A 13,085-nucleotide genomic window follows, 5' to 3' on the forward strand; every position below is an offset into this window, starting at 1 on the left:
TGTCACAGGAGTGTTGCAGATGCATCCGCGATTCAAACTCAGCCACCTTTGCCTGGCCTTGCTGGCCGCCTGCCCGTCGATGGTGCTGGCCGATACGGCGGGGGCAGCCCGGACCGAGAACACCGATGACTCCGTACAACTGGCCGATACCCATGTGGTGGCCACGGCCGAGCAAGAGCTGAAACAGGCATCCGGTGTATCGCTGATCAGCGCCGATGACATCAAGAAACGCCCTCCCGTCAATGACCTCTCCGACATCGTGCGCAAGATGCCGGGCGTCAACCTGACCGGCAACAGCGCCAGCGGTGCACGCGGCAACAACCGGCAGATCGACCTGCGCGGCATGGGCCCGGAAAACACCCTGATCCTGATCGACGGCAAGCCCGTCACCTCGCGCAACTCGGTGCGCTACACCCGTTCCGGCGAACGCGATACCCGTGGCGACAGCAACTGGGTGCCGGCCAACGAAGTCGAAAGCATCGAAGTGCTGCGCGGTCCGGCAGCGGCCCGTTATGGCTCCGGCTCCATGGGCGGTGTAGTGAACATCATCACCAAGCGCCCGACCGAAGCACTCAGCGGTTCCGTCACCGCCTACACCAACCTGCCTGAAGACGATGCGGAAGGCATGACCAAACGCACCACCTTCAGTCTCGCCGGCCCGCTGACCGACGCCCTGACCTTCCGCGTCTACGGCAATCTCAACAAGACCGATGCGGACGATGCAGATATCAACCAGGCTCACACCGATACCGCTTCCGGAGCCTCGCTGGCTGCCGGCCGTGAAGGTGTGCGCAACAAGGACATCAATGGCCTGCTGAGCTGGGCGCTGGATGCCAACCAGACCATCGACTTTGAAGCCGGCTACAGCCGCCAGGGCAATATCTACACCGGTGATGTCGGCACTGGCGGCACTGAAGCCCTGATCGATGGCAGCACCGTCAATAACTGGCTGGGTCGGGAAACCAACACCATGTACCGGCAGAATTTCTCGGTCACTCATCACGGTGACTGGGCATTCGGTACTTCACGCCTGCTGGCCCAGTACGAAAAAACCCGAAACAACCGGCTGCTGGAAGGACAGACCGGCAGCGTCGATGGCGATATCAGCGCCAATGCGGACAAGAGCACCAGCACCTATGACAGCTACCTGCTGCAAGGGCAACTGGACATTCCTCTGGAGTTCCTGCGCCCGCAGACGCTGACTGTCGGCGCGGAATGGAATCGCCAGGAGCTGGACGATCCCAGCACCATGGACCGCTCCATCGGCAGCACACTGCCGAACTCGGCAGCCGGCTCGCGTCCGACCGACATGGATGCAACCATCATGGCCCTGTTCCTTGAGGACAATATCGAGCTGACACCAAAGTGGTTCCTGACTCCCGGCCTGCGTCTCGACCATCACGACCAGTTCGGCGCCAACTGGAGCCCGAGCCTCAACTCTTCCTACAAGCTGACTGAGGACATCACCCTCAAGGGCGGTGTAGCCCGAGCCTTCAAGGCACCCAACCTGTACCAGTCCAACCCGAACTATCTGTATCGCAGTAACGGCAATGGCTGTGCGCCAAGCCTGAACTCGACCGGTTGCTATGTACTGGGCAATGAAAACCTCGACCCGGAAATCAGCATCAACAAGGAGCTGGGTATCAGTTTTGCCAGAGATGGCTGGAGCGCTGGCCTTACCTATTTCCGTAACGACTACGAGAACAAGATCGTCTCGTCCAACGATCTGGTCGGCAGGACGGCAAGCAACGAAGCCATCCTGCGCTGGGACAATGCCGAAGATGCCGTGGTCAAGGGTTGGGAAGGCAATGTCGGCATTCCGCTGCTGGGCCAGAACGGCGACATCCTGAGCTGGAACACCAACCTCACCTACATGCAGTCCAACGAAGACGATGACGGTAACCCGCTGTCGGTGGTGCCTGAATACACGGTCAACACCATGCTGGACTGGCAGGCCACCGAAGCGCTGTCCCTGAGCCTGACCGGCACTTACTACGGCAAGCAGGAACCGCGCGTCACCAACCCGCTGCGCGGTGTCGCGGTCACCGCAGAAAACGAGATGCAGACCCTCGATCCGTACCATATCTGGGGAATTGGCGGGACTTACGAAATCAACAGGAACCTGTCGGTTGGTGCCGGCCTCAACAACCTGTTCGACAAGCGGATCTATCGGGAAGGTGCCGGTACCAGCGCTGGCGCAAGCACTTACAACGAGCCGGGGCGCTCGATCTATGCGTCCATAACCACTTCGTTCTGAAGCGACAAGCGTACGGCCTGAGCTTTCGGCAATGCCGGGTCGGGCTGGCGCATGCCAGCAGCGCGGGTCGTCCATTCATGCGGCGGCCCGCAACTGCCTGATGAGTATCACAGATGAAAACAAGATCCCTTGCCTGGTCCACCGTCTCCAGGATCGTCGCCGCACTGCCTGGCGGCTATCTGTTCACCTATGCCTTCACTGCCGCACTGGCTCGCCTGCTGCCACTGGACGAGGTCGATGCCCTGATCATCGCTACCCTGCTGTCCTTTGCGGTGTACACCCTCGTCATCCTCTGGGCCTTCACAGGTCGCAGCGCCTGGAGAGTCTGGGCCGGGCTGACACTGGCATTGCCGCTGGCGGTCATCGGTTTCTGGCCGCAATTGCTGGAGCAACTGGCATGAAAGCCAAGACCATCACCCAATCGCTGTCCTGGATGCACACCTGGAGCGGCCTGATCTTTGGCTGGCTGCTGTTTGCAATCTTCCTCACCGGTACGCTGGCAATGTTCGACAAGGAAATCGATGGCTGGATGCGTCCGGAAATCCCTGCGCACAGACTCGATCAGGCGCAACTGACGCAACGGGCAGTCGACTACCTGCAAGCCCATCACCCCGATGCCAGCGCCTGGAACATCGGCCTGCCCAATGAGCGCTCATCCGCCTTGACTGCCTACGCCGGAGAACCGCGACGCGGCGCCGGCACTTACCTGGACCCGTACAACGGCGAACCGCTGGACGTGCGCGCCACGGCCGGCGGCGGGTTCTTTTTCCTGTTTCACTTCACCCTCAACCTGCCCCGCAATATCGGCATCTGGATCGTAGGCCTGGCTGCCATGGCCATGCTTGCAGCGTTGATCAGCGGCATCGTCATCCACAAGAAATTCTTCAAGGAGTTCTTCACTTTCCGCCCCGCCAAGGGACAACGCTCATGGCTGGACGGCCATAACGCGACAGCCGTACTGGTATTGCCGTTTCACCTGATGATCACCTACACGGGACTGGTGATTTTCTACATGATCTATATGCCAGCGGCACTGGATGCGCTGTTCGATGGCGACCGCGAAGCGATGAGCCGTGCGATGCGTGGCGCACCGCCAATCGAGCAGCAGGCGCAACGTGCAGGCCCGGGTGAACGTGGCGCGACAGCAAAAGCACCTGTCACCGCCGCACCACTGACGGCATTGGGCCCAGTACTGGCCGAGGCCGAACAACGGATGGGACCACTGGCCGGTTTCTCCATCCGCGACCCCGGCAGCAGCGCGGCAAGAATCGAAGTCCGCCCCGTGCTGGGCAACCGCATTGAACTGACCAAGGGCCAGAGCATGCTGTTCGACGGCGTGACCGGCAAAGTCCTGCGCCAACCCGGCGAAAGCCGCCCAAGCCTGCTGACCCAGAAAGTCATGGCTGGCCTGCACTTCGCCCAGTTCGGCGGCTACCCGATGCGCTGGCTGTACTTCATCTGCGGCCTGGCCAGTTGCGCCATGATTGCCACAGGCCTGGTGCTGTTCACCGTCAAACGGCGTCGCCGCCACGACAGCGAAGGAGCCATTGGTGCCTTGCTGTACCACGCCGCCGAACGCCTCAATGTCACTGTCGTGGCGGGCTTGGCACTGGCCTGCATCGCCTTCATGTGGGCCAACCGCCTGCTGCCGACCGAACTGGCCCAGCGCGGCAATTGGGAAGTACGGGTGTTCTTCCTGGTCTGGCTACTGAGCCTCGGCCACGCCATTGCTCGTCCGTGGCTATCGGCCTGGCGCGAACAACTGGGCCTGAGCGCCCTGCTCTGCATTGGCCTGCCGCTGCTGGCACTGACAACCCCGAGTCGCGGCGAACATGGTGCGCTGGAAATAACCAGTGTGATCCTCGGGCTCCTGCTGGGCTGGACCTGCTGGAAAATCGGCCAACCGCACAAACAACGCCTCACCAAAACCACCATCGCGCAGGCCAATTGAATGAGCATCGCCTTGATCACCAGCCTGCTTCTGGCCTACAGCGGCATGCTGAGTTTGTGCCTGGGACTGGAGCGGCACTACAAACAACTCACCCAACGCCTGCCTTCGACCAGGTTGCGACAGATGTTACGCATCAGCGGCTGGCTGGCGTTGGCAGGCAGCCTGTTCGCCAGTGTCCAGTTCTGGGGCTGGGCAATGGCGCCGGTGGGCTGGCTTGGACTGATATCGGTGGCTGGCCTGGCGCTCGTATTGTTGCTGCCGTATGCGATGCGTCTGGCAGTAGCCATTAGTGGCGCGGGCTGGGTGTTGCTGGGGATTGCCTGGAGTTGAACGGGCACGATATCTGTAACACCGCCGTCACGGCCAAGGCCCCTCCCACAGATTGAACATGGCCTTTGGGAGGAGGCTTGCCCGGGACAAACGAGACGGTGTCTACCGAAGCCATGTGAACTCAGGCGCTGCTGCCCGGCGATGGCTCTTCATCCTCGTCTACCGGTGGATTTACCGGCAAGTCAGGGTCATCGCTCTGATCGTTCCTGATCGAATCCACTGCTGGATCAGCATCCGGCTCAACCCCGGTTTCATTATCGGTCGGCCGGGTAGCCGGGCTCTGGGAAATATTGCCCGGTGCATTTTCGTCAATATCCATGACCACTCTCCGTGCTGGAGCGCAGGAAATCTGCGCTTTCAGTTCAGAGGAGGTAATAGGGACAGAGTGCCTGACAGGCGATGAATGGTCCCGGACCGAAATACTCGGCATCGCCAAAATACATCACGTCATGATATAAACGCCGCCCTTCCCTCAACCGAAGAGATGCCGCGCCCAATGGCTGATGCCCTACCCAAGCAGGATTTTGAAACCCTCTCCGAATTCCGCTACCAGTTGCGGCGTTTTCTGCGTTTTTCCGAAGAGGCCGTGCAGGCCTGTGGCGTGACGCCTCAGCAATATCTGCTCATGTTGCACACTCAAGGGTTCAGCGGGCGCGACTGGGCGACTGTGGGAGAGTTGGCGGAACGTTTGCAGATCGTGCCTCATGGTGCGGCGGCGCTGGTCAAGCGCTGTGACGTTCTGGGGCTGGTGCAGACGCAACGCAGCAGCGCGGATCGACGTGAAGTGCAAGTCAGTCTGACCGGTAAAGGCAATGAGGTGCTGGCGCAACTGGCTTTTCTGCACCGCGAAGAACTCAAGTCGGCTGGCAAGCGGTTTCGCGTGCCTTTCGAGCAGGAGTAAGTCATGCCTGCATCCCCGCCACCCGAACACCCTTCCCTGACTGCGCGTTTGCGTTCGCTGTGGCCGGCTGCGCATGCCATCGATGCCCGGGAGAAATTACGCGCCAGTGTCGGTGCGGCGCTGGGCATTCTGTTGGTCGCCGCGTTGGCGGCTCTCTGGCTGCAAGGGGCAATCGCCATGCAGCCCGGTCTTCTGGCCATGGCCATAATTGCGCCCATCGGCGCCAGCGCAGTATTGGTGTTCGCGGTGCCATCGAGCCCGCTGGCGCAGCCCTGGTCGGTGGTGGGCGGCAATACGATTGCCGCGCTGGTGGGCATTGCCTGCGCCAAATGGATTCCCGATGCAACACTGGCCGCGGCGCTGGCGGTCAGCCTGGCGATTGCCGCCATGCTGGCGACCCGCTGCCTGCACCCGCCAGGAGGCGCGGCGGCGCTGTTGATGGTCGTGACCGGCTGTGATCGATTCGAGTACGCGCTGAACCCGGTGATGCTCGACTCATTGCTGCTGGTACTGGCCGGTGTGATCTACAACAATCTGACCCGCCGCCCCTGGCCGCATGTGCAACAGGTGAAAAGCGACTCGTCCGCCAGCCGTTTCAGTGACGCGGATCTGGACGCCGCCCTGACCCATTACAATCAGGTACTGGATGTCAGCCGCGATGACCTGCATGCGCTGCTGGAACGTGCGGAGGCTTCCGCCTATCAGCGAAAGATGGGCGAGATCCGTTGCGCAGATGTGATGAGCACCACGCCGATTGTCGCGCGCCAGGAAATGAGCCTGCGCGAAGCGTGGGCCTTGATGCGTCGGCACAGGATCAAGGCTTTGCCGGTGATTGACCGACAGCGCCATCTGATGGGTATCGTCACCGTCGCGGACTTCATGAAGCAGATCGACCTGGACGCCCACGACGGCGTGAGCTGGCATCTGCGGGCACTGTTGCGTCAGGCGCGCAGCAAGCAACCGGCGAGCATCGTCGGCGAAATCATGACCCGCAAGGTGCGCGTCGCCAGCGCCGACCGGCTGCTGACCGACCTGGTGCCGGTGTTTTCGGAGAATGGCCATCGGCACGTGCCCATCATCGACGAGCAGCGCCATCTGGTGGGCATCATCACCCAGTCGGATCTGATCAAGGCGCTCTACACTGCAGTACGGGTGTAGAACCAGGCCTGGACTCCTGCAATGCCAATGCGAGAGTCCAGGGTTTTCAGTCCTTCAACAGATTTCAGTTGGCGTTGTGATTCACAAAACTGCTGACCGCACGCACCACAGAATTCGCCCCTTCCTGAATTTCCTGGATCACCCGGTCGGCATCGTTGGCGAGTGTCAGCGCCTCAGTGGCCTGTTCGGTACTGCGCACGATCACGCCCACAGCACCCGACGCCAGGTTCTGGTTTTCCTTCACCACATTGATGATTTCTTCGGTTGCCTTGCTGGTGCGGGAAGCCAGTTGCCGCACTTCATCGGCCACTACGGCAAAACCACGGCCCTGCTCACCCGCGCGGGCCGCCTCGATGGCAGCGTTGAGCGCGAGCAGGTTCGTCTGCTCGGCAATGCTGCTGATCGTTTTTACGATGGTGCCGATAGCCTGGCTCTGAGAGTCCAGCGCTTCGATGCCTTGAGTGGCTTCCTGCATGGACCGGGTCAACCGGTCCAGCACTTCGACCGTACTCTTGATAACTTCCCGCCCCTGCTGAGCCGTGCTGTCCGTCTGGACAGAAGTCCGATAGGCCATATCCGAAGCATCGGTCACCGCTTTTTCACGTTCGACCTGATCGGTGATGACGGTGGCGAATTTGGCAATCTTGTAAAGTTTGCCATTCGCATCGGTAATCGGGTTATACGAAGCCTCAAGCCATACATCGCGACCGTACTTGTCGACCCGTCGGAAACGGTCAACGATGAACTCGCCCCGGCGCAGTCGTTCCCAGAAGCTCTTATAGGCGTCTGAACCGGACTCTTCGGGCAGGCAAAAGATACTGTGATGCTTGCCCTTGATCTGGGCCAGTTCATAGCCCATGGATTTGAGAAAGTTTTCATTGGCGCCGATCACATTCCCCTCAAGGGTAAAATCGATCACCGCTGTAGAACGATGCAGCGCATTGACCAGCGCCTCGTTTTCCCGCGACGCTTCGATCGTGCGGGTCAAAACGCTCGAATACAGCGTCACCTGCTCGATACCACCGGTTTCATTCTTCAGGGGTACGACAATCGTCCTGAGCCAGACCCTGCTGCCCTGTTTATGGTTCAGCCGCAGCGTCCCGCTGAAATGCTTTCCTTCCCGAATCGCTGCAAGCGCGCGCTTCTGATGGGTGTCATTGCCCAGCTCTGACGGGCTGAACTCAAAAAGACTGCGCCCGACGATCTCGCTTGGCGAATAGCCAAGTTCGGTCTCGAACAGAGCGTTAATGGATTGCACCTTCCCTCGGCTATCCAGAACAGCGGCAACAGTTTCCAGATCCAGAACCTTGCCTGCCTGCTCCAGCATGGCGAGACGAAGTTCCAGTGCCTTATTGGCTTTTTTCAAATGGGAATTGAACATTATGTGTATCCGAGGAAGGTTAACAACTGTATCGGCACCAGCTTGCAGTCTTTAGCCGCTGGACGGGATGAAAAGTGCAATCTTTTCGCTTTAAAAGGCATTTTTCAGGGCAGCGGATACGACCATGCTCACCCCACAGACAATCGACGCTTCCAGAGAGGTTCAGTGCCTCAACGCAGACCCGATTTTCGCTGGCGATATTCTCCTGGCGTCATCTGCGCATAACGTTGAAAGAACCGACTGAAATAGGCCGGATCCTTGAAACCCAACTGATAGCAGATCTCGTTGGCCGAGCTTCCGGTGAACAGCAACAGGCGCTTGGCCTCCTGCATCATTCTTTCAAGGATCAACCTCTTCGAGGGCAGGTCGGCAATCCGCCGACAGACATCGTTGAGCCGCGCTTCGGTGACCCCGATCCCGTCGGCGTAACGCGGTAGCGGCCAGTGTTGCAGGTAGTGCGCTTCGATCAGTTCGTTGAAGCGATGGAAGATTCGCAGGTCTTCGTGGCGTGCCGGGCGCGCGTCCACAGAATTGATGCAGAGCCTGAGCAGGCTGACCATGATCAGCCGCGTCAGGCTGTCGAGTGCCGAACCGCGTCCAGATCCATCGGCATTGATCTCGCTGCACAGTTCCTCGAAGAGAAATTCGAGCCTGCGAATCTCCGGGTGAAATTGCGGGTCCAGCCGTGCCAGCGCGACACAGGCTGCCGGTAACTGCGAACCGCGAGCCAGGCTCGGATCGGCATCAATCAATTGCCAGACCAGTTGCTGGCGCACTGTCAGCACATGGCCGTCTGCATCCGCTTCAGTCACAAAGGAATGGGCCACCGTGGGTGGCGTGAAAAAAAACATCGGTCCCGATTCGAGGTACTGCTGATCGTCCAGATAAACACGCACCGCACCGCTCTTCACGTAATGCACCTGGAAAAACCGGTCGTGTCGATGCACCGGCATGTTGCGGCCGAAGAACTCCGCCAGGTTGCCGAGCTTGTCGTAATGCACTTCGGCGTCGCTGTAGCGCTGGTCGTAGACCTGACCGATGTTGATATTGGGGATCGGCTGACGATCGATCATCGCGGCGTTCTCTTATTGTTTTCCTGTTCAGGGTATTGGCCGTACACCGTTTTTCATCCTGCACCGGTTTGCGGCGACTGGCTACTACCGAGGATTTTGCCACGCTTGACGATAGTTAACATATTAATTATAACATTAACACATTAACGAATATTCCACGGAGCAGTCCCTGCCCCGTCCCTGCCAGGAGAAAAGCATGAGCCGTGCCCTGCATGATGTTGCGAGCGGCACCCTGTTCGGCGTTGCGCTGAACTATCAGGGGTTGCTGAACCAACGTATCGCCGAATTCGAGCAAGCGCCTTACCAGAAGCCACCGATCAAGCCGGTGCTGTTCATCAAGACGCCCAACACTCGTAACAGCCATGACGGCGCCGTGGTTCATCCGCAGGGAGAGCGCCTGCAACCGGGCCCGGCACTGGGCGTGGTGATCGGTAAGAGCGCCAGCCGGGTCAGCATCGAAAACGCCCTGGAACATGTGGCGGGCTACACCATCGTCAATGAATTCAGCCTGCCGGAAGACACCTATTACCGCCCGGCTGTAAAAGCCAAGTGCCGCGACGGCTTCTGCTCGCTCGGCCCGGAACTGGTGGCCCGCGATCAGATCGCCAATCCGCATCAGCTCAGTCTGAAACTGTTCGTCAACGGTGAATTGCGCCAGCAAAACTCCACGGCCAACTTCGTACGCAATATTCCCCGACTGCTCGCCGAAATCAGTGAGTTCATGACCCTGCATGAGGGCGACGTGCTGATTACCGGTACTCCGGAAGGCCGCGTCGATGTGCAGCCCGGCGACACCGTCGAAGTCGAAATCAGCGGCCTGGGCCGCCTCGTCAACCACATCGTGGCCGAGTAACAGGAGCTCCCATGAAACACGCCCGAATCCGCTTTGAAGGCGAAGTCCACCGCGTCCAGGTCGAAGAACAGAACGCCGTGCGTCTGGCCGACGGCCGCCTGCTGGCCGAAGACCTGGTGCAATGGCTGCCACCGGCCACCGGCAACATGTTCGCCCTGGGCCTGAACTATGCCGACCACGCCGCTGAACTGGCTTTCACACCACCCACCGAACCGCTGGCATTCATCAAGTCCCCCGGCACCTACACCGGCCATAACCAGGCCACATGGCGTCCGGATAACGTCGCCTACATGCATTACGAGTGCGAACTGGTAGCCGTCATCGGCAAGCCGGCGCGCAACGTCAAACGTGAAAACGCTCTGGAATACCTGGCTGGCTACACGGTGTGCAACGACTACGCGATCCGTGACTACCTGGAAAATTATTACCGGCCCAACCTGCGGGTAAAAAACCGTGACGCCACGACCCCAGTCGGCCCGTGGATCATCGACGTCGCCGATGTGCCGGATGCAAGCGACCTGAAACTGCGCACCTGGATCAACGGTGAGCTGCGTCAGGAAGGCAGCACCAAAGACATGATTTTCGACATTCCTTATCTGATCGAATACCTGTCCAGCTTCATGACGCTGCAGCCGGGCGACATGATCGCCACCGGCACGCCGGAAGGTCTGGCCGATGTGGTGCCAGGCGATGAGGTGATTGTGGAAGTGGAAGGCGTAGGTCGCCTGGTCAACAGAATTGTCAGCGAAGCGGAATTCTTCTCCGCGCGTAAAGAGGCTTGAGCAACATGATCAAACACTGGATCAATGGCCGCGAGGTCGAAAGCAAAGACACCTTCGTCAATTACAACCCGGCCACCGGCGAAGCCATCGGCGAAGTCGCCAGCGGCGGTGCCGAAGAAGTCGCCCAGGCCGTGGATGCGGCCAGGGAAGCCTTTCCGAAGTGGGCCAATACCCCGGCCAAAGAGCGCGCCCGCCTGATGCGCAAGCTCGGCGAACTGATCGAACAGAACGTTCCGCGCCTGGCAGAACTGGAAACCCTGGACACGGGCCTGCCGATCCATCAGACCAAAAATGTATTGATTCCCCGCGCATCGCACAACTTCGACTTCTTCGCTGAAGTCTGCACCCGCATGGACGGCCACAGCTATCCGGTCGACGACCAGATGCTCAACTACACCCTTTACCAGCCGGTGGGTGTCTGTGCGCTGGTATCGCCATGGAACGTACCGTTCATGACCGCGACCTGGAAGACCGCGCCCTGCCTGGCACTGGGCAACACTGCGGTATTGAAAATGTCCGAGCTGTCACCGTTGACGGCCAATGAACTGGGGCGTCTGGCGGTCGAGGCCGGTATTCCAGAAGGCGTGTTGAACGTCATCCAGGGCTACGGTGCCAGCGCGGGTGACGCACTGGTTCGCCACCCCGACGTGCGCGCGATTTCCTTCACCGGCGGCACCGCCACCGGCAAGAAAATCATGCAGACCGCCGGCCTGAAAAAGTACTCCATGGAGCTAGGCGGCAAGTCGCCGGTGCTGATCTTTGAAGACGCCGACCTGGAGCGCGCACTCGATGCGGCACTGTTCACCATCTTCTCGCTCAACGGCGAGCGTTGCACCGCCGGCAGCCGGATTTTCATTCAGGAAAGCGTCTACCCGCAGTTTGTCGCCGAGTTTGCCGCTCGCGCCAAACGCCTGATCGTCGGTGACCCGCAAGACCCGAAAACCCAGGTCGGTTCGATGATCACCCAGGCCCATTACGACAAGGTCACCGGCTACATCAGGATCGGCCTCGAAGAAGGCGCCACCCTCCTCGCCGGGGGCCTGGAACGCCCTGCCAACCTGCCGCAACACCTGAGCCGCGGGCAGTTCATCCAGCCCACAGTATTTGCCGACGTGAACAACAAGATGCGTATCGCCCAGGAGGAAATCTTCGGCCCGGTGGTGTGCCTGATCCCGTTCAAGGATGAAGCCGAGGCTCTGCAACTCGCCAACGATACCGAATACGGGCTGGCGTCCTATATCTGGACCCAGGATATCGGCAAGGCACATCGCCTGGCCTACGGCATCGAAGCCGGCATGGTATTCATCAACAGCCAGAACGTGCGAGACCTGCGTCAGCCGTTTGGTGGCGTGAAAGGTTCCGGCACCGGGCGCGAAGGCGGCCAATACAGTTTTGAAGTCTTCGCCGAAATCAAGAACGTCTGCATTTCCATGGGCAGTCATCATATTCCGCGCTGGGGCATCTGAACCTCAGGCAGACTTGATCAAACAACAATTACAGGAGAGTCATAATGGGCGAAGTCGTTCTGGCCGCGAAGATCTGCCACGTCCCCTCGATGTATCTGTCCGAGATGCCCGGCAAACATCACGGTTGTCGCGAGGCAGCGATTGCCGGACACAAGGAAATCGGCCGTCGCGCCTTTGAGCTCGGTGCCGATACCGCTGTGGTATTCGACGTGCACTGGCTGGTCAACAGCGGTTACCACGTCAATTGTGGCGAGCATTTCAAGGGTACTTACACCAGTAACGAACTGCCGCACTTCATCAAGAACATGGAGTACGAATACCCCGGCTGCCCGGAACTGGGCGAACTGATCGCGGCCGAAGCCAATCTTGCCGGGGTCCGCAGCATGGCTCACAACATCCCGAGCCTGGAGCTGGAATACGGCACGCTGGTGCCGATGCGCTACATGCACATGGGCGTCCCGGACGAGAAAAAGCTCAGCGTGATTTCCATTGCAGCCTGGTGTGCCTGGCACCGTCTGGAAGACAGCTTTGCCTTTGGCGCGGCCGTGCGCCGGGCCATCGAGAAGAGTGATCGCAAGGTGCTGGTGCTGGCTTCCGGCTCACTGTCCCACCGTTTCTCGGATGACCGCCAGGCCGAAGCCAACATCCACAACTGGACCCGTGAATTCGACAAGCAAATGGACCTGCACGTGGTCGAGATGTGGAAGCAAGGCCGCTTCAAGGAGTTCTGCGCGATGCTCCCGGACTACGCCGAGCATTGCTTCGGTGAAGGCAAGATGCACGACACCGCCATGCTCCTCGGACTGCTCGGCGGACCTGAATACGACAAACCTGCCGAGATCCTCACGCCGCCGTTCGGCAGCTCCGGCACCGGCCAGATCAACGCCATTTTCCCCCTCTGACATGGGTTCGCGGGCAGCCTTCGGCTGCTCG

Annotated in this window: 13 protein-coding genes and 1 pseudogene; 10 read left to right on the forward strand and 4 right to left on the reverse strand. The window is 59.8% G+C overall.

Translation table 11 applies throughout. The features are described 5' to 3' along the window. Positions 1-19 precede the first annotated feature (19 nt). From ALQ04_RS18370 to ALQ04_RS18385, 4 genes are all read left to right on the forward strand, one after another. Positions 20-2,257, forward strand: coding sequence for a FepA family TonB-dependent siderophore receptor (locus ALQ04_RS18370; protein ID WP_122317169.1), 2,238 nt, complete (start codon positions 20-22; stop codon positions 2,255-2,257). Positions 2,258-2,370: 113 nt separating this feature from the next. Beyond that, positions 2,371-2,658 (forward strand): iron transporter, encoded by a 288-nt coding sequence (locus ALQ04_RS18375; protein ID WP_122317170.1) that lies wholly within the window; start codon positions 2,371-2,373, stop codon positions 2,656-2,658. Then, complete coding sequence (locus tag ALQ04_RS18380; RefSeq protein WP_122317171.1) at positions 2,655-4,208, forward strand: PepSY domain-containing protein; 1,554 nt, start codon at positions 2,655-2,657, stop codon at positions 4,206-4,208. Before ALQ04_RS18375 ends, ALQ04_RS18380 begins: the two co-directional genes overlap by 4 nt. After that, positions 4,209-4,538 (forward strand): DUF3325 domain-containing protein, encoded by a 330-nt coding sequence (locus ALQ04_RS18385; RefSeq protein ID WP_122317172.1) that lies wholly within the window; start codon positions 4,209-4,211, stop codon positions 4,536-4,538. 121 nt (positions 4,539-4,659) lie between these two features. Here the strand turns inward: ALQ04_RS18385 and ALQ04_RS18390 are convergent, their stop codons facing one another. Beyond that, positions 4,660-4,857 (reverse strand): hypothetical protein, encoded by a 198-nt coding sequence (locus ALQ04_RS18390; protein ID WP_122317173.1) that lies wholly within the window; start codon positions 4,855-4,857, stop codon positions 4,660-4,662. A gap of 177 nt (positions 4,858-5,034) precedes the next feature. Between ALQ04_RS18390 and ALQ04_RS18395 the strand changes: the two genes are divergently transcribed. Together ALQ04_RS18395 and ALQ04_RS18400 are read left to right on the forward strand one after the other, a co-directional pair. Next, the gene (locus tag ALQ04_RS18395) at positions 5,035-5,439 is read left to right on the forward strand and encodes a MarR family winged helix-turn-helix transcriptional regulator (RefSeq protein WP_122317210.1); all 405 of its coding nucleotides are present in this window, start codon (positions 5,035-5,037) and stop codon (positions 5,437-5,439) included. 3 nt (positions 5,440-5,442) lie between these two features. Continuing rightward, a complete protein-coding gene (locus tag ALQ04_RS18400; protein WP_122317174.1) occupies positions 5,443-6,597 on the forward strand; it encodes an HPP family protein in 1,155 nt (384 codons plus the stop codon). Positions 6,598-6,661: 64 nt separating this feature from the next. Here the strand turns inward: ALQ04_RS18400 and ALQ04_RS27710 are convergent, their stop codons facing one another. From ALQ04_RS27710 to hpaA, 3 genes and pseudogenes are all read right to left on the reverse strand, one after another. Next, complete coding sequence (locus ALQ04_RS27710; RefSeq protein ID WP_409077275.1) at positions 6,662-7,171, reverse strand: methyl-accepting chemotaxis protein; 510 nt, start codon at positions 7,169-7,171, stop codon at positions 6,662-6,664. 30 nt (positions 7,172-7,201) lie between these two features. Then, positions 7,202-7,978 (reverse strand): annotated as a pseudogene (locus ALQ04_RS27715) (PAS domain-containing protein); the annotation flags it as partial. Between the two features lie 170 nt (positions 7,979-8,148). Next, the gene (hpaA, locus tag ALQ04_RS18410) at positions 8,149-9,051 is read right to left on the reverse strand and encodes a 4-hydroxyphenylacetate catabolism regulatory protein HpaA (RefSeq protein WP_122317176.1); all 903 of its coding nucleotides are present in this window, start codon (positions 9,049-9,051) and stop codon (positions 8,149-8,151) included. 196 nt (positions 9,052-9,247) lie between these two features. On the opposite strand from hpaA, the gene ALQ04_RS18415 reads away from it, so the two are divergent. The 4 genes from ALQ04_RS18415 to hpaD are packed head-to-tail and all read left to right on the forward strand — an operon-like array spanning position 9,248 to position 13,054. Further along, complete coding sequence (locus ALQ04_RS18415; protein WP_122317177.1) at positions 9,248-9,904, forward strand: fumarylacetoacetate hydrolase family protein; 657 nt, start codon at positions 9,248-9,250, stop codon at positions 9,902-9,904. 11 nt (positions 9,905-9,915) lie between these two features. Next, on the forward strand, positions 9,916-10,686 hold the full coding sequence (locus tag ALQ04_RS18420) for a fumarylacetoacetate hydrolase family protein (RefSeq protein ID WP_122317178.1): 771 nt from the start codon (positions 9,916-9,918) through the stop codon (positions 10,684-10,686). 5 nt (positions 10,687-10,691) lie between these two features. Further along, on the forward strand, positions 10,692-12,152 hold the full coding sequence (gene hpaE / locus ALQ04_RS18425; protein WP_122317179.1) for a 5-carboxymethyl-2-hydroxymuconate semialdehyde dehydrogenase: 1,461 nt from the start codon (positions 10,692-10,694) through the stop codon (positions 12,150-12,152). Between the two features lie 44 nt (positions 12,153-12,196). Next, entirely contained in the window at positions 12,197-13,054 is an 858-nt protein-coding gene (gene hpaD, locus ALQ04_RS18430; protein WP_122317180.1) for a 3,4-dihydroxyphenylacetate 2,3-dioxygenase, read from the forward strand. Positions 13,055-13,085 lie beyond the last annotated feature (31 nt).

This window comes from Pseudomonas cichorii, assembly GCF_003700275.1.
GTDB classification, from domain to species: domain Bacteria; phylum Pseudomonadota; class Gammaproteobacteria; order Pseudomonadales; family Pseudomonadaceae; genus Aquipseudomonas; species Aquipseudomonas cichorii_B.